The sequence below is a fragment of the Sphingomonas sp. PR090111-T3T-6A genome (genome assembly GCF_000383095.1).
Taxonomy (GTDB): Bacteria; Pseudomonadota; Alphaproteobacteria; order Sphingomonadales; family Sphingomonadaceae; genus Solisphingomonas.
Window position 1 is genome coordinate 19,405 of sequence record NZ_AORL01000014.1, and the last position, 18,780, is coordinate 38,184.

At 67.4% G+C, this 18,780-nt stretch carries 19 protein-coding genes; 5 read left to right on the plus strand and 14 right to left on the minus strand.

Translation table 11 applies throughout. The features are described 5' to 3' along the window. Window positions 1–3: 3 nt before the first annotated feature. Together purC and ST3T6A_RS21435 are read right to left on the minus strand one after the other, a co-directional pair. Window positions 4–783: a phosphoribosylaminoimidazolesuccinocarboxamide synthase gene (gene purC / locus ST3T6A_RS0107080; protein WP_019832214.1), complete on the minus strand. Its 780-nt coding sequence runs from the start codon at window positions 781–783 to the stop codon at window positions 4–6. 94 nt (window positions 784–877) lie between these two features. Next, a complete protein-coding gene (locus ST3T6A_RS21435; RefSeq protein ID WP_157602554.1) occupies window positions 878–1,042 on the minus strand; it encodes a hypothetical protein in 165 nt (54 codons plus the stop codon). Window positions 1,043–1,158: 116 nt separating this feature from the next. Here ST3T6A_RS21435 and gcvA point away from each other — a divergent pair, with 116 nt between their 5' ends. Then, complete coding sequence (gene gcvA, locus ST3T6A_RS0107090) at window positions 1,159–2,058, plus strand: transcriptional regulator GcvA (RefSeq protein WP_019832216.1); 900 nt, start codon at window positions 1,159–1,161, stop codon at window positions 2,056–2,058. Between the two features lie 8 nt (window positions 2,059–2,066). Here gcvA and pth read toward each other — a convergent pair whose 3' ends face one another. The 3 genes from pth to ST3T6A_RS0107105 all read right to left on the minus strand — a co-directional run bounded on the left by pth (window position 2,067) and on the right by ST3T6A_RS0107105 (window position 4,386). Beyond that, on the minus strand, window positions 2,067–2,636 hold the full coding sequence (pth, locus tag ST3T6A_RS0107095) for an aminoacyl-tRNA hydrolase (RefSeq protein ID WP_019832217.1): 570 nt from the start codon (window positions 2,634–2,636) through the stop codon (window positions 2,067–2,069). A 70-nt stretch (window positions 2,637–2,706) separates the two neighbouring features. Next, on the minus strand, window positions 2,707–3,330 hold the full coding sequence (locus tag ST3T6A_RS0107100; RefSeq protein ID WP_019832218.1) for a 50S ribosomal protein L25/general stress protein Ctc: 624 nt from the start codon (window positions 3,328–3,330) through the stop codon (window positions 2,707–2,709). A gap of 135 nt (window positions 3,331–3,465) precedes the next feature. Then, window positions 3,466–4,386 (minus strand): TraB/GumN family protein, encoded by a 921-nt coding sequence (locus ST3T6A_RS0107105; RefSeq protein ID WP_019832219.1) that lies wholly within the window; start codon window positions 4,384–4,386, stop codon window positions 3,466–3,468. Window positions 4,387–4,511: 125 nt separating this feature from the next. Here ST3T6A_RS0107105 and ST3T6A_RS0107110 point away from each other — a divergent pair, with 125 nt between their 5' ends. The 4 genes from ST3T6A_RS0107110 to ST3T6A_RS0107125 are packed head-to-tail and all read left to right on the plus strand — an operon-like array spanning window position 4,512 to window position 10,616. After that, complete coding sequence (locus tag ST3T6A_RS0107110; RefSeq protein WP_019832220.1) at window positions 4,512–5,414, plus strand: glycine--tRNA ligase subunit alpha; 903 nt, start codon at window positions 4,512–4,514, stop codon at window positions 5,412–5,414. Beyond that, window positions 5,411–7,651, plus strand: a complete 2,241-nt coding sequence (glyS, locus tag ST3T6A_RS0107115; RefSeq protein ID WP_019832221.1) for a glycine--tRNA ligase subunit beta — start codon at window positions 5,411–5,413, stop codon at window positions 7,649–7,651. The genes ST3T6A_RS0107110 and glyS overlap by 4 nt, the downstream gene beginning before the upstream one ends. A gap of 56 nt (window positions 7,652–7,707) precedes the next feature. Beyond that, complete coding sequence (gene ppdK / locus ST3T6A_RS0107120; RefSeq protein WP_019832222.1) at window positions 7,708–10,371, plus strand: pyruvate, phosphate dikinase; 2,664 nt, start codon at window positions 7,708–7,710, stop codon at window positions 10,369–10,371. Then, window positions 10,368–10,616, plus strand: coding sequence for a hypothetical protein (locus ST3T6A_RS0107125; protein ID WP_019832223.1), 249 nt, complete (start codon window positions 10,368–10,370; stop codon window positions 10,614–10,616). The genes ppdK and ST3T6A_RS0107125 overlap by 4 nt, the downstream gene beginning before the upstream one ends. A 3-nt stretch (window positions 10,617–10,619) precedes the next feature. Here the strand turns inward: ST3T6A_RS0107125 and ST3T6A_RS0107130 are convergent, their stop codons facing one another. From ST3T6A_RS0107130 to ST3T6A_RS0107170, 9 genes are all read right to left on the minus strand, one after another. Then, window positions 10,620–11,018 carry a DoxX family protein gene (locus ST3T6A_RS0107130; protein WP_019832224.1) on the minus strand — a complete coding sequence of 133 codons (399 nt, stop codon included), beginning with the start codon at window positions 11,016–11,018 and terminating at the stop codon, window positions 10,620–10,622. Between the two features lie 120 nt (window positions 11,019–11,138). Further along, on the minus strand, window positions 11,139–11,621 hold the full coding sequence (locus ST3T6A_RS0107135) for a hypothetical protein (RefSeq protein ID WP_019832225.1): 483 nt from the start codon (window positions 11,619–11,621) through the stop codon (window positions 11,139–11,141). A gap of 67 nt (window positions 11,622–11,688) precedes the next feature. After that, the gene (locus tag ST3T6A_RS0107140) at window positions 11,689–12,693 is read right to left on the minus strand and encodes a type II secretion system F family protein (protein WP_019832226.1); all 1,005 of its coding nucleotides are present in this window, start codon (window positions 12,691–12,693) and stop codon (window positions 11,689–11,691) included. A gap of 19 nt (window positions 12,694–12,712) precedes the next feature. Further along, complete coding sequence (locus tag ST3T6A_RS0107145; RefSeq protein WP_019832227.1) at window positions 12,713–13,681, minus strand: type II secretion system F family protein; 969 nt, start codon at window positions 13,679–13,681, stop codon at window positions 12,713–12,715. A gap of 49 nt (window positions 13,682–13,730) precedes the next feature. Further along, entirely contained in the window at window positions 13,731–15,005 is a 1,275-nt protein-coding gene (locus ST3T6A_RS0107150; protein WP_019832228.1) for a hypothetical protein, read from the minus strand. Next, on the minus strand, window positions 15,005–15,673 hold the full coding sequence (locus ST3T6A_RS0107155) for a CpaD family pilus assembly protein (RefSeq protein ID WP_019832229.1): 669 nt from the start codon (window positions 15,671–15,673) through the stop codon (window positions 15,005–15,007). The genes ST3T6A_RS0107150 and ST3T6A_RS0107155 overlap by 1 nt, the downstream gene beginning before the upstream one ends. An 11-nt stretch (window positions 15,674–15,684) precedes the next feature. After that, window positions 15,685–17,214, minus strand: coding sequence for a type II and III secretion system protein family protein (locus tag ST3T6A_RS0107160; RefSeq protein ID WP_019832230.1), 1,530 nt, complete (start codon window positions 17,212–17,214; stop codon window positions 15,685–15,687). Between the two features lie 2 nt (window positions 17,215–17,216). Continuing rightward, window positions 17,217–18,236 carry a Flp pilus assembly protein CpaB gene (gene cpaB / locus ST3T6A_RS0107165; RefSeq protein WP_019832231.1) on the minus strand — a complete coding sequence of 340 codons (1,020 nt, stop codon included), beginning with the start codon at window positions 18,234–18,236 and terminating at the stop codon, window positions 17,217–17,219. 45 nt (window positions 18,237–18,281) lie between these two features. After that, entirely contained in the window at window positions 18,282–18,767 is a 486-nt protein-coding gene (locus ST3T6A_RS0107170; protein WP_235785749.1) for an A24 family peptidase, read from the minus strand. Between the last annotated feature and the right edge of the window lie 13 nt (window positions 18,768–18,780).

The window sequence follows — 18,780 nt, forward strand, 5'->3', positions numbered from 1 at the left end:
AGGTTACTGGCCCCGCTTCTTGCGATGGCTCTCAAGGTCGAGCACGGCATTCTCGGCGCCCTCGGGGAGCAGGCCGAGACGGCGGGCGACCTCCTGATAGGCCTCCACCTCGCCGCCGAGATCGCGGCGGAAGCGATCCTTGTCGAGCTTCTCGTTGGTGGTCATGTCCCACAGGCGGCAGCCGTCCGGGCTGATCTCGTCGGCGAGGATGATCCGCGCGAAGTCGTTCTCGTAGATCCGGCCGAACTCGAGCTTGAAGTCGATCAGGCGGATGTTGATGCCGGCGAACAGCCCGGTCAGGAAGTCGTTCACGCGGATCGCCATGTCGGCGATGTCGTGCATCTCTTCCTGGCTGGCCCAGCCGAAGCAGGCGATATGCTCGTCGGTGACCATCGGGTCGCCCAGCGCATCGTCCTTGTAATAATATTCGATGATCGTGCGGGGGAGCTGCGTGCCCTCCTCGATGCCGAGGCGCTTGGCGAGCGAGCCCGCCACGACGTTGCGCACCACCACCTCGATCGGCACGATCTCGACCTGCCGGATGAGCTGCTCGCGCATGTTCAGGCGGCGGATGAAGTGCGTCGGCACGCCGATATTGCCGAGCATCGTGAAGACATGCTCGGAAATGCGGTTGTTGAGGACGCCCTTGCCGCTGATCGTGCCCTTTTTCTGGGCATTGAACGCGGTGGCGTCATCCTTGAAATACTGGATGAGAGTGCCAGGCTCGGGGCCCTCATAGAGGATCTTGGCCTTGCCTTCGTAAATCTGGCGGCGGCGTGCCATGCGCGGTTCCTGTCGGCCTAAAAGACGGACGCCCCGGTGCGTTTGCGGACGCAGCCGGGGCGTTGACGCCCTCTAACGAAACCGGGCCGGCTTTTCAATGACGCGCGCGCGGCTGTCCGTCCCGATCCCACGGCCGGTCGTACTGGACGCGCGCCAGAACACGGAACGCATCGCCGACCTGATGCGCCGCATCGCGCACCCATTTTCCGAGCGCCACATGATGGCTGGCCCACATCTGTGCCAATTCCTGATCGATCATCGTCGCCTCCATCCCCTGAGCGGGTTCCCTGTCCGCATTGGAAAATGGCAAGTTTGGCCGGCGCGCGCCAACGAAAGGCTGGACGTCGTTGACAAGCTGGCCTTATCATCTGCCTTATGCGCCGCATTCCGCCCCTTGCCGCCGTCCGCGTGTTCGAGGCGGCCGCGCGCCACGAGAATTTCACTTCCGCCGCCACCGAGCTGGGGATGACCCAGGCGGCGGTGAGCTATCAGATCCGCCTGCTGGAGGAGCGTCTGGGCGTGCCGCTGTTCCGGCGCGAGAAGCGGCGCGTGATGCTGACCGACGCTGGCCGCCGTGCCGCCGCGCCGATCGGGCGGGCCTTCGATGCGATCGACGCCGCCTTCGCGCAGCTGCGCACCGAGGATGAGGGGATGCTGACCATCTCCACCTCGCTCACCTTCGCCAACACATGGCTGGCGTGGCGGCTGGGCGGCTTCCAGATGGCGCATCCGGAGATGGCGGTCAGGCTGTCGGTGAACGATGCGCTCACCGATTTCGTGACCGATGAGGTCGACGTGGCGGTGCGCGCGGGGCGGGGGCCTTGGCCGGGGCTGGCGGCGGACCTGCTGATCCCGGTCGACTTCACGCCGATGTGCAGTCCCGCCTTTCTGGAGCGGCATGGCGGCGACCGGCTCCATCCCGCCGATCTGCTGCGCCTGCCGATGATCTCGCCCCATGATCCGTGGTGGTCGCACTGGCTGCGCGAGGCCGGGGTCAAGGTGGCGGAAGGCGACATGCGGCCCGGCGTGCGCATGGATTCGCAGGCGAACGAGGGCAATGCCGCAATGGCGGGGCAGGGGATGGCGATGCTCACCCCCTTCTTCTGGCGCAACGACCTGGCCGAGGGGCGGCTGGTCCGGCCCTTCGCGCAGACCTCGACGCGCGGCTATGCCTATTGGCTGGTGGTGCCGGAACACCGGCGCGCGGTGCCCAAGATCAAGCGGTTCCGGGAATGGCTGCTGGCCGAGGTGGCGCGCGATCTGGCGGCGGATTAGGGGGGCGGTCAGTCCTGAAGGCGGAGCGCGACCTCGTTCATGAAGCGCGCATCGCCACCGGCGGCGAGCCATGGCGCTTCCGCCGCCACCGCGCCGAGCATGTCGGCGAGCGGGTCCATCTCCGCCTTGGCGTAGTTGCCCAGCACATAACCCGTCACCCGGTCCTTGTGCCCCGGATGGCCGATGCCGAGGCGGACGCGGCGATAGTCCTGCCCCATATGCTGATCGATCGAGCGCAGGCCGTTATGCCCGGCCGCGCCGCCGCCGGTCTTCACCTTCACCTTGAAGGGGGCGATATCCAGCTCGTCATGGAAGGCGGTGATCGCGCCTACGTCGAGCTTGTAGAAGCGCGCCGCTTCGCCAACCGACAGGCCGCTCTCGTTCATGAAGGTGGCGGGCTTGAGCAGCAGGATGCGCTGCGAGCCGATGCGGCCCAGCGAAGACCATCCGCGAAACTGCTTCTTCCACGGCTCGAAACCATGGACCTCGGCGATGGCGTCCACCGCCATGAAGCCGACATTGTGCCGGTGCAGCGCATATTGCGCGCCCGGATTGCCGAGGCCGACCCAGAGTTGCATCGATGGGCCTCCCGGCATCGTCTCGCCCCGTCATCCCGGCGCGAGGGCCGGAATGACGGGGGAGTGTGGCTTACGCCTCGGCGGTGCCTTCGGCTTCGTCAGCCGCGGCGCCTTCGGCCGACTTCAGCGCCGACGGAGCGGCGATCGTCGCGACGGTGAAGTCGCGGTCTTCGATCGCGAGCTTCGCGCCGGTCGGCAGGGCGACGGACGAGATGTGGACCGACTCGCCGACGTCGAAGCCGTTCATGCTGACGGTGATCTGGTCGGGGATGTTCGCCGCATCGACGACGAGCTCGATCTCGTGACGGACGATCGAGAGAACGCCACCGCGCTTCAGGCCCGGCGACAGCTCTTCGTCGACGAAGACCAGCGGCACGTTGACGTGCACGGTCGAGTGCTCGCCGATGCGGAAGAAGTCGACGTGGAGCGGGCGATCGGTGACCGGGTGCAGCTGCACGTCCTTCGGCAGCGTGCGGATCGCGGCGCCGGCGCCTTCGATCATCACGACCGAGTTCATGAAGTGGCCGGTGTTCAGCGCCTTCATGAGTTCACGCTCGTTGACGTGGATCGAAACCGGTTCCTTGTTGTCGCCGTAGATCACGGCGGGGACGCGGCCTTCACGACGCAGATGGCGGGAGGCTCCCTTGCCAGCCCGATCGCGCGTTTCGGCGGACAGCGTCAGCTGATCGCTCATCGCTCAATTCTCCAAATAACAATGTGACATGCCACACAGGCCTCCAGGGATGACCCTGTGCGGCAAGCGGGCGCGCATAATGCAAAGCGCGCCAAGAGTCTATCTATCGATCGATTTGTTGATGCGTCGACCGATCTACTCCACCCGCTCCGCCTTGTAGCCGAGCTTCGCCAGCATCGCCTGCACCGAATCCGGCCCGACCAGATGGCCCGCGCCGACCGCCACGAACTGCGTCCCCGGCTGGCCGAGGCGGCTGACGATCGCGTCAGCCCAATGCTGGTCCCGCCGCGCGATCAGCACGGTGCGCAGCACGTCGGACTTCTTCATGTCCTTGTCGAAGCTGGCCGAGATGCCCTTCTCGTCGCCATGCGACCAGGCGCCGAGCATCTTGCCGAAATCGGCCGCATCGTCGCCCTTCTGGTCGACCACGCTTTCGAGGAAGTCGCGCTGCTGCGGCTCGGTCAGCGTGTCGAAGAAGCCGAGCTGCTGTTCCAGCGTCTCCAGCCCCTCGATCGGCTTGCCGGTGGTGCGGAACATCGTCTTCAGCCGCTCCTCCACGCCGTCCGCGCTGCTGACGCCGAGCGACTGCACGGTGGTGCCGAACAGCAGCATCCCGGCGGCCCATGTCTTCATCGCGTTGAGCGTCTCGGCGGGGACGGCGCTCTTGGCGATCATGCCGGCCAGCGCCGGGCGATATTTGGGGGCGATCCGCTCGGCCAGCGGCGGCAGCGGCGAGGCCGGCATCCCGATCCGCATCAGCGCGGCGGCGGACTTGGCCGGGTCCTGATCGATCACCGCCTCCAGCACCAGCCGGTCGGACTGGGCGAGCGCGGTGCGGATCTGCGGCGTCTCCCAGTCGAAATGGGGCGGGAGCGCGTGGATCGTGCCGAACAGATAGATGGTCGACGGCCCCTTGCTCAGCTTCCACAGCGCGGGATGGGGGGCGTGGCCGCGGCTATGCTCGACGGGCTGGCGCGCCAGCAGCGCAGGCGGCAGGGCGGGCTGGAGCAGCGCGAGGAGGAGTGCGGTGCGGACAGCCGCGCGATTCAGCTTCATGCCGCCGTCCTACACGCGGTGCGCCGACACGCAAGCGGGGCGCGACGAACCGCGCTTGCTTGACCGGGCGGGAGGGCTGCGCCAAGGCGGGGACCATCCGGAACCACGCCCGCCATAAGGGAAGCATGTCACACCATCCTGAGCCGCTGAGCTTCCAGAGGCTGATCCTGACGCTCCATGATTATTGGAGCGATCAGGGCTGCCTGATCCTCCAGCCCTATGACATGGAGATGGGGGCCGGCACCTTCCATCCGGCCACCACGCTCCGCGCGCTCGGCCCGAAGCCGTGGAAGGCGGCCTATGTCCAGCCCTCGCGCCGCCCGACCGACGGCCGCTATGGCGAGAACCCCAACCGCCTCCAGCATTATTATCAGTATCAGGTGGTGCTGAAGCCCTCGCCGGCGAACCTTCAGGAGCTGTATCTGGGCTCGCTGAAGGCGATCGGCATCGACTTCACCAAGCATGACATCCGCTTCGTGGAAGACGACTGGGAGAGCCCGACGCTCGGCGCATGGGGCCTTGGCTGGGAAGTCTGGTGCGACGGCATGGAGGTGACGCAGTTCACCTATTTCCAGCAGGTCGGCGGCTATGACTGCAAGCCCGTCACCGGCGAGCTGACCTACGGCCTCGAGCGCCTCGCCATGTACATCCAGGGCGTGGACCGGGTGTATGACCTCAAGTTCAACGACGAGGGTGTCACCTACGGCGAAGTCTTCCTCGAGAACGAGAAGCAGCAGAGCGCCTATAATTTCGAGATCGCCAACACCGAGGCGCTGTTCGACACCTTCCGCAAGGCGGCGGCCGAGTGCGAGCGCTGCCTCGAGGCGAAGCTCCCGCTGCCGGCCTATGAGCAGGCGATCAAGGCCAGCCACACCTTCAACCTGTTGCAGGCGCGCGGGGTGATCTCGGTGGCGGAGCGGCAGGCCTATATCGGCCGCGTCCGCGATCTGGCGAAGGGCGCGTGCGCGTCGTGGATCGAGAAGAATACGCCCGCGTGGCAGGAGCAGTTTCCGGGGTGGGTGGCATGACGGATTTCCTTCTCGAACTCCTCTGCGAGGAAATCCCCGCGCGGATGCAGGAGAAGGCGTCGGCCGATCTCGTGCGCCTGCTGGAAGCGGAACTCGCCAAGGCCGGGCTCAAGGCGAAGGACATCGAAGGCTTCGTGACGCCCCGCCGCCTCGCGCTGATCGCGCGCGGGCTTCCGGCGGCGACCGAGGCCGTCTCCGAGGAGCTGAAGGGCCCCCGCGCGGACGCGCCGGAGCAGGCACTGGCGGGCTTCCTCGGCAAGACCGGCCTCACCCGCGACCAACTCGTCGAGCGTGAGGATGCCAAGGGCAACAAGGTGCTCTTCGCGGTGATCGACAAGCCGGGCCGCCCGACGCCGGACGTGCTGGCCGAGGCGATCCCCGCGATCATCCGCGCCTTCCCGTGGCCGAAGTCGATGCGCTGGGGCAAGGCGTCGTCCTCGTCCGAGAGCCTGCGCTGGGTGCGCCCGTTGCAGGGCATCGTCGCGCTGTTCGGCGACGCCGTGGTGCCGACCGGCATCGACGGCATCGAGAGCGGCCGCGAGACCGTCGGCCATCGCTTCCACAGTACGGGTGCGATCTCGATCCCGTCGGCCGACGCCTATGAGGCGACGCTCCACGCCGCGCACGTCATGGTCGATCATCGCGAGCGCCGCGTGGTCGTGCGCGAGGAGGCCGAGGAGGCCGCCGCCATCGCCGGTTTCACGCTGGTCGAGGACGAGGGGCTGGTCCACGAGAATGCCGGCCTCACCGAATGGCCGGTGCCGCTGCTCGGCCGCTTCGACCCGGAATTCCTCTCGGTCCCGCGCGAGGTGATCCAGCTCACCATGCGGACCAACCAGAAATATTTCGCCTGCGTCGACGGCGAGGGGAGGCTCGCCCCGGTTTTCGTCTGCACCGCCAACATCGTGGCGGCGGACGGCGGCAAGGCGATCGTCGAGGGTAACGCCAAGGTGCTCGCGGCGCGCCTGTCCGACGCGCGCTTCTTCTGGGAGCAGGACTTGAAGGTTCCGCTAGCGGAGCAGGCGAAGAAGCTCGACCAAATCGTCTTCCACGAGAAGCTCGGCACCGTCGCCGATAAGGTGGAGCGCGTGGCGAAGCTGGCCCGCTGGCTGGCGGAAGAGGGGATTGTCGGGGGTTCGAATCCTGTCGGGTGCGCCACTCTCGCGGATCAGGCCGAGCAGGCCGCACGCCTCGCCAAGGCGGACCTCGTCACCGGCATGGTCGGCGAGTTCCCCGAGCTTCAGGGCGTGATGGGCGGCTATTATGCGCGGGCCGAGGGCCTGCCCGACGCCGTCGCCGACGCGATCCGCGATCACTACAAGCCGGTCGGGCAGGGCGATGACGTCCCCACCGCGCCGGTGACGGTGGCGGTAAGCCTGGCGGACAAGCTGGACACGCTGTTTGCATTTTTCAGCGTCAGAGAGGTCCCAAGCGGGTCGCGCGATCCTTTTGCATTACGTCGTGCCGCTTTGGGAGTGCTGCGCGTTTTGGAAGCGCGGGGTATCCGCCTCAACTTGCTAAAAGCTGTTAGGCTGATGGCGCCAATTACCATCCGTCCGCGCATCATGAGCTTGCTGGCGCCGGACGTTATTCGTGACATGGAGGCGGCGCGTAAGCATCAATGGAACGCAATCGAAGATCTCGATACTTTTACAGATAAGTATCTGGAGGATGAGGATCTTCGGAAGGAGACGAAGGAATCTGCTGAGGGCATGGTAGGAGTCCTCGACTTCTTCGCCGACCGCCTCAAGGTCCAGCAGCGCGAAGCCGGCGTGCGCCACGACCTCATCGACGCGGTGTTCGCGCTCGGCGGCGAGGATGATCTCGTCCGCCTGCTCGCCCGCGTGAAGGCGTTGCAGGCCTTCGTCGAGACCGAGGACGGTGCCAACCTCCTCGCCGGCTATCGCCGCGCCGCCAACATCCTCAAGGCCGAAGCCAAGAAGGGCACGGAACCGAAAGCCTTCACCGGCTTTTCCTACGAGCCGGACGCCGCGGAAGGCGAGCTGGCGCAGATGCTCGACACGCAACTCCCCGTTGCGGAGCAGGCAATTGCGCGCGAGCAATTTGAAGAAGCGATGACTGCGTTGTCAGTCATTCGTCCGACTATTGACCGCTTCTTTGATGACGTGACGGTCAATTCCCAAGATGAGACGAAGCGCGAAACGCGCCTTGCCTTGCTTGATAAATTGCGTGCTGCAATGCAAAAGGTCGCCGACTTCTCCAAGATTGAGGGATAGACATCGTGGCCACCGTCCTCTCCACCGGTTCTGCAACGAATAAGGGGGAGGACGGCATGGCCCGCTATGTCTATCGCTTCGGCGGCGGCGTTTCCGACGGCGGCGCGGGCGACAAGAATCTGCTCGGCGGCAAGGGCGCCAATCTGGCCGAGATGGCCTCGATCGGCCTGCCCGTGCCGCCGGGCTTCACCATCTCCACCGAGATGTGCACCCGCTATTATGACGATGGCGAGGTTTTCCCGGACAGCCTGAAGGCCGAGGTCGCCGCCGGCATCGCTCATATCGAGGGCATCACCGGCAAGCGCTTCGGCGATGCGGCGAACCCGCTGCTGGTGTCGGTGCGCTCCGGCGCGCGCGTGTCGATGCCGGGGATGATGGACACGGTCCTCAATCTCGGCCTCAACGACGCAACGGTCGAGGGGCTGGCGACAGGCTCGGGCGACGAGCGCTTCGCGTGGGACAGCTATCGCCGCTTCATCCAGATGTATTCCGACGTCGTGCTCGAGCTGGATCATGGCAGCTTCGAGGAAGCGCTGGAGATCGCCAAGGAGGACAAGGGCTATAATCTCGACACCGAGATGGAGGCCGAGGACTGGAAGGGCCTCGTCACGCGCTATAAGGCGCTGGTCGAGGAGCAGTGGGGCAAGCCCTTCCCGCAGGACGTGCAGGAGCAGCTCTGGGGTGCCGTCGGCGCGGTGTTCGGCTCGTGGCAGTCGGAGCGGGCGAAGGTCTATCGCCGGCTGAACGACATCCCCGGCGACTGGGGCACGGCGGTCAACGTGCAGGCGATGGTGTTCGGCAATATGGGCGACACCTCGGCGACGGGCGTGGCCTTCACGCGCGATCCGTCGAAGGGCGACCGCGCTTATTATGGCGAGTTCCTCATCAACGCGCAGGGCGAGGACGTCGTCGCCGGCATCCGCACGCCGCAATATCTGACCAAGGCCGCCAAGGAGGAGGCGGGCGCCAAGGCCCCCTCGATGGAAGAGGCGATGCCCGAGGTCTATGCCGAGCTCGCCCGCGTGTTCGACCTGCTGGAGACGCATTATCGCGACATGCAGGACATCGAGTTCACCGTGCAGGAGGGCAAGCTCTGGATGCTCCAGACGCGCTCGGGCAAGCGCACCGCCAAGGCGGCGCTCAAGATCGCGGTGGAGATGGCGAACGAAGGGCTGATCGATCGCGACACGGCGATCCTGCGCGTCGATCCGCAGGCGCTCGACCAGCTTCTCCACCCGACGCTCGACCCGGAAGCGCCGCGCGATGTGATCGCCAAGGGGCTTCCCGCCTCGCCGGGTGCGGCGTCCGGCATCGTCGTGTTCGACGCCGAGACCGCCGAGACGCGCGCCGAGCGCGGCGATGCGGTGATCCTCGTCCGCATCGAGACGTCGCCGGAGGACATCCACGGCATGCACGCGGCGCGCGGCATCCTGACGGCGCGCGGCGGCATGACCAGCCATGCGGCGGTGGTGGCGCGCGGCATGGGGCGGCCCTGCGTCTCGGGCGCGGGAACCCTCGCGATCGACGCCAAGGCCAAGCGCCTGCGCGCCTCGGGCCGCGAGTTCAAGGAAGGCGACGTCATCACCATCGACGGCTCGACCGGCGAGGTGATGGCGGGCGAGGTCGCGACCGTGCAGCCCGAGCTGGTCGGCGATTTCGGCACGCTGATGGGCTGGGCCGATGCGGTGCGCCGCCTCAAGGTCCGCACCAACGCCGAGACGCCGCTCGACTGCCAGACCGCGCGTGATTTCGGCGCGGAAGGGATCGGCCTCTGCCGCACCGAGCATATGTTCTTCGACGCGGGCCGCATCACGGCGGTGCGCCAGATGATCCTCGCCGAGAAGGAGGCTGGCCGTCGCGCCGCGCTCGCCAGGCTGCTGCCCGAGCAGCGCGCTGATTTCGCCTCGATCTTCGAGATCATGGCGGGGCTTCCCGTCACCATCCGCTTGCTCGATCCGCCGCTCCACGAGTTCCTGCCGCATGAGGAGGCGGAGTTCGCCGAGGTCGCCGAGGCCTCGGGGCTGACCATCGAGCAGCTCAAGCAGCGCGCGTCCGAACTGCATGAGTTCAACCCGATGCTCGGCCATCGCGGTTGCCGTCTGGGCGTCACTTACCCCGAGATCTACGAGATGCAGGCCCGCGCCATCTTCGAGGCGGCGTGCGACGTCGCGGCGAAGACCGGCGAGGCGCCGATCCCCGAGGTGATGGTCCCGCTCGTCGCCACCCGGCGCGAGCTGGAGCTGATGAAGAAGGTGATCGACGATGCGGCCGAGGCGGTCTTCGTCGAGAAGGATCGTCGCCTTGCCTATCTGGTCGGCACAATGATCGAGCTGCCGCGCGCGGCGCTGAAGGCAGGCGAGATCGCCGAGGTGGGCGAGTTCTTCTCCTTCGGCACCAACGATCTGACCCAGACCACGCTCGGCGTCTCCCGCGACGATGCGGCGCGCTTCCTGTCGGTCTATGTCGAGAAGGGCATCTACGCGAAGGACCCGTTCGTCAGCCTCGACACCGACGGCGTCGGCGAGCTGATCGAGATCGCCGCGAGCCGCGGGCGGGAGGCGCGCCCCGGCATCAAGCTCGGCATCTGTGGCGAGCATGGCGGCGATCCGGCGTCGATCGCCTTCTGCGAGAAGGTCGGGCTCGATTATGTCTCCGCTTCGCCCTATCGCGTTCCGATCGCGCGGCTCGCGGCTGCGCAGGCGGCTCTGAGGATGAAATGAAGACGGTGATCGTGATGATGATGGGGGCGCTGCTGGTCGCGGCGGCCCCGGTCAAGCTGGCGCCGGCCGACGACAAGCCGGCCCAGCCCTTCGGCGCGGCGGCGCGCCACAAGCATGGGCCGGACCCGATGGCCAAGCCGCCCGAGGATGTCGGCTCGCAGGAAGACCCGGCGTTGCAGCCGGGCCAGTCCTACATCAACCAGCCGAAGCCGCCCGTGGAGGCGGCTCCGGCCAGTCCGAAGTAACGCTCAGCGGCGGGCGTCGAGGCTGAAGCGGCCGGCTCCGAAGGCGACGACCTGGAGCAGGCCGCCGGCCATGGCGACATTCTTCCAGAAGTTGATGAACTGGCCCTGGTCGGCGAGATCATGATGGAAGGCGAAGGCGGTCACGATCGCGAACGCCGCCAGGATGGCCGCCACGATGCGCGTGCGGAAGCCCAGCACCAGCGCGAGCCCGCCACCCACCTCGATCAGCGCGGCGATGCCGAAGGCGACCTGCGGCAGCGGCAGGCCGGCGGACTGGATATAGCCGATCGTCGCGGCCGGCGCGGCGAGCTTCGAGAAGCCGCTGAGCAGGAAGATGGCGGCGATCCCGATGCGGCCGATGAGCGGCAGGGCGGCGGCGGGCGAAGGGCTGGTCTCGTTCATGGCAGTATCCCCCTTTGAAGCCACCAAAGAGCGGGTGGCGGTAGCGGGATACTTATGCAGCCATTTCGGCCTCGACAGGATCGATATAATATCCGTCTAATTGATCGAAAAAGTCGAACATTATGGATAACGCGCGCGGTGCGCCTCGATCTGGCCGCTGCGCAGGAGGGCCGCCTGCTCCCGCCATTCCTCCTGCGCAATCGTGCCTGAAGACAGGCCCATGCGGGCTTCCAGCACCTCGGCATCCGTGGCGGAGAGGTCCTCGACCTGACGGTAGCTGTGGATGCCGGCCTCGTTCAGCACGGTCTCGCGGCTGCGGCCGATGCCGCGGATGAGGGCAAGGTCGTCGCGCGTGCCGGAGGCCGCGGCGCCGATCGCTGCCGCCGTGCCGGGGCCGATCGGCCGGCCGGCGAGCTGGCGCTCCAGCTCGGCGATATGCTCGCGGGCGGCCTGCTCGCGCTTCTCGGCGGCGATGCGGGCGACCTGCTCCTCCTCATAGGCGCGGCGCCATTTCGCGCCGCCCGAGCGCGACACCAGGCCCAGCAGCCAGCCGAGCACCAGCACGAGGGCGACGATCGCCCACTGGTTTGCGGTAAAGCCCATCGGTCCTCTCCTCGTTGCGCAGGGAGAACCAATGGGCAGGGGGCGGCGTTCCCGCGCGCCCCGTCCGTCAGCCCATCTTGCCCGAGGACATGGCGTCGGAGATCGAGCAGGCCGCCGGCCCGAGGATCACGACGAACAGCACCGGCAGGATGAAGAGGATCAGCGGCACCGTCATGATCGCGGGCAGGCGGGCGGCCTTTTCCTCGGCGCGCATCATGCGTTCGTTGCGGAACTCGGCCGACAGCACGCGCAGCGCGGAGGCGAGCGGGGTGCCGTATTTCTCCGTCTGGATCATGGTGGTGACGACGCCGCGCACCTGATCGAGCGCCACGCGGGTGGCGAGATTCTCGAAGGCCTGGCGGCGCTCGGTGAGGAAGCCCAGCTCGATCGCGGTGAGCATGAACTCGTCGCCCAGCTCCGGATAGGCCTTGCCCAGCTCGCGCGCCACGCGGCTGAAGGCGGCGTCGACGGTGAGGCCTGCCTCGGCGCAGATGACGAGCAGGTCGAGCGCGTCGGGCAGGCCCTTGCGGATCGCGGCGCTGCGCTTGGTGATGGTGTTCTTGAGCCAGATGTCCGGCCCCTTGTAGCTCAGCACCAGCGCGCCGGCGACGACGGCATAATGGAAGAGCGGCCCCTTGGTCGGGAACCAGCCGAGGCCGTAGACGCCCACCAGCGCCGTGCCGCCGATCACGATCGGCAGCACCATGCGCGCGAAGATCACCGCGACGGCGGCATCCTTGGAGCGGATGCCTGCCTGGAGCAGCTTGATCTGCGCCTGCTTGAGCTGGCTGTCCTGAAGCACCTTCAGATTGCCCAGCGTCGAGCGCATCCAGTCGGTGGCTTCGGTGCGGGTTGTCAGCTTGGCGCGGCGCTTCGAGGTGGAGGCGGTGATGCCGAGCTTAAGCTGCTCGCGCCGCTCGTTCAGCGCCTTCACGCGCTTGGCCATCGGGTTGCGCACCGTGGTGGCGGCATAGAGCGCGACCAGCACGGCGAGCGTCGCCATGCCGGCCAGCATCGTGCCGATCAGCTTCAGATCGATGCCCATGATGCTCGGATGCGGCGCTGTGTACATCTCGTCTCGTCCTCGCCGATCAGATCTCGAAATTGACCATCTTGGCCATGATGAAGCCGCCGATCGCCATCCATATCAGGCCCACGCCGCCGGCGATCATCAGGCGCGTCTGCGTGAAGAAGCCCATCAGATAGGTGGGGTTCATGAAATAGACCGCAGCGAACACGAAGAAAGGCAGCGAGCCCACGATATAGGCCGACGCCTTCGATTCCGAGGACATCGCCTTGATCTTGAGCTTCATCTGCGCGCGCTTGCGCAGCACGTCGGCGAGGTTGGCGAGCGTCTCGGCAAGGTTGCCGCCCGTCTCGCGCTGGATCGCGAGCGTGATGGTAAAGAACTGGAATTCCGGCGTGCCGAGCCGGTCCGCCGTTTCCTGCATCGCCGCTTCCATGGTGCGACCGATCTTGATGCGATCGCCGATCAGGCGGAACTCGACGCCGACCGGGCCGGGGATCTCGTTGCCCACCACGCCCAGCGTCTCGGTGATCGGCAGGCCCGATCGCAGGCCGCGCACGAGAAGCTCGATCGCATCGGGGAAGCGCGCGGTGAACTGGTTCACCCGGCGCGCGATCAGGAAGCCGACCGCCTTGTGCGGCAGGCCGAGGCCGACCGCGAGGCCGACCAGCAGCGCGATCAGGAATCCCGCGCCCTTCACGACCAGCAGGAAGATCACCAGTGCGGCGAGGCCCGCGCATGCCGCGCCATACTGGCCCAGCGTCCAGCTCTTGCCGGTCATGGCGAGACGCTGACGCAGCAGCTCGGGTTTGGGCAGGAAACGGCTGGCGTAGGAATCGAGTTTGGTGTCGCGCTGGGTGAGCGCGCGCCGCATCTGGGCCGTCACCGACGAGTCGCCGCCGCCGGTATGGCGGTTCTTGAGCGCGCTCATCCGGCGCGACTTGGCCTTGCTCGCCGACGGCCCGGAAAAGGCCATGGCCAGCAAGCCCAGCGAAAGCGCGGCGCTGAATGCGAGAAGAACTGCCGGAAACATCAGCCGATCGCCTTCCTGTCCTCGAAGCCCGGCGCGATGCCGGCTGGCCTCACTTCGCCTTCCGTCTGGGCAGCAGCGACTTCAGATCGCCGAGCTTGCCGAGCAGCGACTTGCTTTCCTCGTTCTCGACGGGCTTGGCGACGCCCGTGTCGGCCGCGCGCGAGATGGAGCGGGCCAGCTCGCCGATCGGCGCCGCCGTCTTGTGCGACTTGGCGATCTCGGCGAGCGGCTTGCCGAGCTTGGCGGCCTGCGAGAACAGCTTGATGTCATAGGGCACGCACAGGCTGAGCTTGCGCTCGATCGACTCCTCGAACTCCTTGCGCGTGATCTCGCCGACGGCGCCGGGGACCACGCGGTTGGCGAGCACCGTCACCTGCGCCGCCGGCACGTTCGCCTTGAGCCAGGAGAGCATGCGGATCGTGTCGCGCGCGCCGGCCAGCGTCAGTTCCACCACCAGCACGACGGTCTGCACGTCGTGCAGCAGGTGCGGATGCTGGATCAGCATGTGGCGGGGCAGGTCGAGAATGGTCGCCTCGAACGCGGCCTTCAACTCCTCCTGAAGCTGGTAGAAGGCCGAACCGTCGGTGATGAGCGGCTGGTTGAGCGGGGCCTCCGCCGACAGGATCGAGAGCTTGTCGGTGGCCTTCACCATCGCGCGCTCGATGAACAGGCCGTCGATGCGGCTTGGATTCTCGATCGCGTCGGTGAGGCCGCGGCCCGGCTCCACGTCGAAGGCGAGCGCGCCGGTGCCGAAATGCACGTCGAGATCGAGCAGCGCGGTCGAGCGGCCCTCGGCATTGCCGAGCAGCCAGCCGAGCGAGGTCGCGATGGTCGACGCGCCGACGCCGCCCCGAACGCCGACCACCGCCGTCATCAGGTGCGGACGGTCGACCACATGCTCGGCCGAGCGCGGGCCGGAGAGCGTGAACTGCGCATGGGCGAGCGCCTCGCGCATCTGGTCGGGGTTGAACGGCTTCAGCAGATAGTCCTGGATGCCGCTGGCGACGAGGTCGCGATAGAGGCGGACATCGTTCACCTGGCCGGCGGCGATCACCACCGTGCCCGGCTCGCAGACCTCGGCGAGCGCATTGATGTCGCTCAGCGGATCGCCGCATTCCGACATGTCGACGAACAGGATCATCGGGCTGGCCGAGATGGCAAGCGCCTGCACGGCCGCGCGCAGGCCGCCGCGGACCACCTTCTCCGGCGCCCAGCCATTCTCGATGACGATGGGGTGGAGCAGGTCCATGGTCGCATCGTCGCAGACGAAGGCGGCGAAGGGATCGCGCGTGCCGGCGGTCCGGTGCTGGAAGGGTGCGTTCATCAGTTGCTCCCCGTCTTCGTGCTTTCCTGCTTGAGCGGGCCGGCCCCGGTCGCAGCAGCATCGCGGAAGGTCTTGATCGCCTTGACGCTGAGCATCGCGTCGCCCGAGCGGTCGCCGGTGCGGCCCTCGATCAGATCCTGCGGATTGGCGATCATCTGGGCGAGGTTGTTGGCGCTCGCGCAGCCGAAATTCGACATGGACGAACCGCTATATTCGGAGAAATTGCCGTGCGACCAGTCCGGGCAACCCTCGACATGGGCCACCGCGCGGCTCACCACGATGCGCAGCGTGCCGGCATCGGGATGCCCGGCGGTGACGGGCGCGGGCTCATGCGACACGAGCATTCCGTACCGCGCGACGACCGCCGACACCGCGTCCCGCGCGCCGTCGCCGCGCCAGCCGGACGGATCGTCGATCGCGACGGTGTCGCCATAGCCGAGGTTCAGCCCGTCGAACCAGCCGGTCAGGCGATCCGCCTCACCGGGGGCGAGGCCGTTGGGCGAGGTCGCCACGTCGATCACATAATCCGTGCGGCTGACGACCGGCTGATGGACCGATTCCACCGAACGGTTGACCGTTCCCGCATGTGCCCCGGCAAGCGCTCCGGTGGCGAGGGCGAGGGCGAGGGCCGCGCGCCCGATGGCGAAATAGCGAAGCTGCTGGGCCATGGCGATCATCCTCAATTGATCGAGAAGCCGGGAGCGGGCGCGTCCGGCGTGGTCTTGCGCGACGGATCGGGCGCCGGCGCGGTGACGGGCGGCAGGGCCTTGGGATATTTGCCCTTCTTGCCCGACTTGCCGTCGGCCTGCTGGTCGAGCGCGATGATCTGCGCGTCGTTCGCCATGCGATAGCCGTCCGTCGGCAGCGCGATCCGGTTGTCCGACACCGGCCGCACCAGATAGGGCGTGACGACGATTACCAGCTCATCCTCGTCACGCTTCCACCCGTTCGAGCGGAAGAGCTGCCCGATGATCGGCAGGTCGCCGAGGAAGGGCGCCTTGTTGACCGAGTTGTTGGCATTGTTGTTGAGCAGGCCGCCGATGACGAAGGACTGGCCGGAGCCCAGCTCCACCGTGGTCTCGGTGCGCCGCGTGAGGATGCCGGGCACCGAGATGCTGCCGATCGTCACGCCGTTGGTCTTGTCGAGCTGCGAGACCTCGGGCCGCACGCGCATCGAGATGCGCCCGTCGCCGAGCACGGTCGGCGTGAAGGCGAGGCTGACGCCGTACTGCTTGTACTCGATCGTGGTGACGCCCTGATATTGCGGCACGGGGATCGGGATCTCGCCGCCGGCGAGGAAGCTCGCGGTCTCGCCCGAAAGCGCGGTCAGCGTCGGCTGGGCGAGCGTGGTGGCCAGGCCGTCGGTCTCCGCGAGATCGAGCGCGCTCATGATGTTGAGGCCGGCGAGCGGCCCGGCGAAGTTCAGCACCGATCCGGTCGTCGGAATGGTGGTCTTGAGCGTGTCGGGGTCGATCGCCTGCCCCTGCCCGAGGCCGAACTTGAAGCCGCCCGTGGAATCGCTGGTCAGGATGTTGAAGCCGATGCTCTTGTCGAACGAACGGCTGACCTCGGCGAACCGCACCTTCAGCATCACCTGAAGCGGCGTCGCGGTCTTGAGGCGGCTCACCACCTGCACGTCCTTGCCGACGAAGGCGGTGACGAGGCGGCTCGCCTCCTCGATGTCGTCAGGCGCGGCGACGGTGCCGGTCAGCACGACAAGGCCGTTCATCGGTGTCGCCGTGATCTGCGCCTCGGGCATCGCGATCTTCAGCATCTGGCCGATATTGCCGATGTTCGGGCCGACGCGCACCGAGCTGGAGAAGACCACCGAGCCGTCCCTGGCGGTGGCGGAGAGGGTCGTCTCGCCGCTCGCCTTGCCGAACACATAGAGGCGGGTGGGCGAGCGGACCTGCACGTCGGCGATCGCGGGATCGGCGATGAACAGGTCGCTCATCGGGCGGGGCAGCATGATGAGCTGGCCGCGTCCGGTGGAAAGCGTGATCGCCTGCCCCGGCGCCACGGCGACGGCCGCGCCGCCCGTGGTGACGGTCGGCTGCGAGGCCGCGGGCTGGACACCGATGCGGTGCTGGCGGACGGCGGCCGGCTTGGCCTCGGCGGGTGCCGAGGGCGCGGCGATCAGGCCCAGCGCGAGGGCCGCGGCCAGCGCGGTGCCCGCGGCGCCGTGGCGATAGACAGGGTTCATCGACATGATCACTTCCCCCCCACGGGCGTGTCGGTGACGGTGTTGCCGCGGGCGACGCGAACGACCGGGCCGGAGACGACGGCAGCCGCCGGGCTCGGGGCACCGCCCGCTACCGGAGCGGCCGCCGCAACCTGCGTGCGTGGCATCGAGGAGCGGGCGAAGCGCGACACATCGCCGCCGGTCGTGAAGGTGGTCTGGGTGTCCTGCGGGCGGCTTGCCATGTCGAGCAGCATCTTGCGCTCGGCCTTGGGATCGGTGCCTGCGGGGACGTTGATGTCGCCGGCGGCGATCTCCTGCTCCAGCTCCTGCGTGTTGTCGGCGAGCGGGCGCAGCGACAGCGACAGCGAGCCGAGCTTCTGCGCGACGCCGATCTTCTCCGCCATCTTGGGGGTGACTTCCAGCGTCACCATCGAGAAATTGCGGACGTCGGTCTTGCCGTCCTGAGTCGGCTGGTTGTCGGTGCGCTGGTCGGTGGCGAGGACGCGGACGTTGCGGATCATCGTCTCCGATGCGCGAAGCGGCTGTCCGCCGTCGCCGCTGCCCTGAACGTCCTGCGTCAGCACGAGATCGATGCGGTCACCGGGAAACACGAAGCCCGCGACGCCCGTGGCGCCGCCCACGGGCACGGTGACGGCGCGCATCCCCGGCGTCAGCGCGGCGGCGAGGAAGCCGCGATCCTGCGGCGAGACGAGCGCGCCCTGGGTCAGCGGCTGGCCGGCGGTGATCTCCGAACGGACGACCATGCCCGCCATCTTGGCCGGATCGGCGTTGGCCTGACCCTGGACATAATAAGCGCCGTCGACCAGATCCTTCGGCCAGGGCTGGAAACGGAAGGCATCCGGCCCGAGGATCGTGCCGACCGGCAGCGGCTTGGTCGCCACCAGCACCTTCGGCCCGGTCGGGACGGGAGCGGCTGCGGCCATGACCTGCGGAGCACCCGACGCGCCGAACATGCTCTTCGCCATGATCGCGGTCACTGCGGCGACGAATAACGCGCCGATCAGCAGTGCTAGCTTCTTTCCATCCATGACGTTGTTCGCCCCCTACAGGCCCAGGTCCATCTTGAACCCGGATTATCCCGGGAAATGGTAAATATATCGTTCGGCTAGAACGGGCGCTGTCGCAGCGGCGATTGCCACTCCATATGGGATTTCAAGCTGTCCCTCGTTTTTCCTTGCCCACTTCCAGATCAGCATTCCGAAGGTGAGCAATCCGCCGCCCAGCGACATCCAGACGATCATCCGGAGGAAATCGAGCGGCATCAGCCACAGGCCCAGCGCGGCGATCAGCTTCACGTCGCCCCCGCCCATCGCGCCCATGGCGAAAGCGCCCATGAACACCAGCAGAGCCGCGCCGCCGAGCGCGATCTGGATCGCCATCCCCGGCCACGGGCTGAGCCCGGAGGCCCACCACCACAGCGGCGCGGAAAGCGCGATGCCGGCGTTGAGCGGATTCGGAATGATGCGCGAACGGATATCCGTCCACGTTGCGTAGGCGAGTGCGGCGATGAGGCCGCCTGCCATGATTCCGATCAAGGCCGTCTGCATGGCCGCGGACACTAGACGGCGGGGC

Excerpts from the sequence above, each read along its gene's own strand:
- ST3T6A_RS0107160 (WP_019832230.1), bottom strand. The coding sequence starts at position 17,214 with ATGTCGATGAACCCTGTCTATCGCCACGGCGCCGCGGGCACCGCGCTG.
- ST3T6A_RS0107100 (WP_019832218.1), bottom strand. The coding sequence starts at position 3,330 with ATGAGCGATCAGCTGACGCTGTCCGCCGAAACGCGCGATCGGGCTGGC.
- ST3T6A_RS0107105 (WP_019832219.1), bottom strand. The coding sequence starts at position 4,386 with ATGAAGCTGAATCGCGCGGCTGTCCGCACCGCACTCCTCCTCGCGCTG.
- pth (WP_019832217.1), bottom strand. The coding sequence starts at position 2,636 with ATGCAACTCTGGGTCGGCCTCGGCAATCCGGGCGCGCAATATGCGCTG.
- ST3T6A_RS0107145 (WP_019832227.1), bottom strand. The coding sequence starts at position 13,681 with ATGTTTCCGGCAGTTCTTCTCGCATTCAGCGCCGCGCTTTCGCTGGGC.
- ST3T6A_RS0107125 (WP_019832223.1), top strand. The coding sequence starts at position 10,368 with ATGAAGACGGTGATCGTGATGATGATGGGGGCGCTGCTGGTCGCGGCG.
- cpaB (WP_019832231.1), bottom strand. The coding sequence starts at position 18,236 with ATGGATGGAAAGAAGCTAGCACTGCTGATCGGCGCGTTATTCGTCGCC.
- ST3T6A_RS0107130 (WP_019832224.1), bottom strand. The coding sequence starts at position 11,018 with ATGAACGAGACCAGCCCTTCGCCCGCCGCCGCCCTGCCGCTCATCGGC.
- ST3T6A_RS0107155 (WP_019832229.1), bottom strand. The coding sequence starts at position 15,673 with ATGGCCCAGCAGCTTCGCTATTTCGCCATCGGGCGCGCGGCCCTCGCC.
- ST3T6A_RS0107140 (WP_019832226.1), bottom strand. The coding sequence starts at position 12,693 with ATGTACACAGCGCCGCATCCGAGCATCATGGGCATCGATCTGAAGCTG.
- ST3T6A_RS0107110 (WP_019832220.1), top strand. The coding sequence starts at position 4,512 with ATGTCACACCATCCTGAGCCGCTGAGCTTCCAGAGGCTGATCCTGACG.
- ST3T6A_RS0107135 (WP_019832225.1), bottom strand. The coding sequence starts at position 11,621 with ATGGGCTTTACCGCAAACCAGTGGGCGATCGTCGCCCTCGTGCTGGTG.
- purC (WP_019832214.1), bottom strand. The coding sequence starts at position 783 with ATGGCACGCCGCCGCCAGATTTACGAAGGCAAGGCCAAGATCCTCTAT.
- ST3T6A_RS21435 (WP_157602554.1), bottom strand. The coding sequence starts at position 1,042 with ATGATCGATCAGGAATTGGCACAGATGTGGGCCAGCCATCATGTGGCG.
- gcvA (WP_019832216.1), top strand. The coding sequence starts at position 1,159 with ATGCGCCGCATTCCGCCCCTTGCCGCCGTCCGCGTGTTCGAGGCGGCC.
- glyS (WP_019832221.1), top strand. The coding sequence starts at position 5,411 with ATGACGGATTTCCTTCTCGAACTCCTCTGCGAGGAAATCCCCGCGCGG.
- ST3T6A_RS0107150 (WP_019832228.1), bottom strand. The coding sequence starts at position 15,005 with ATGAACGCACCCTTCCAGCACCGGACCGCCGGCACGCGCGATCCCTTC.
- ppdK (WP_019832222.1), top strand. The coding sequence starts at position 7,708 with ATGGCCCGCTATGTCTATCGCTTCGGCGGCGGCGTTTCCGACGGCGGC.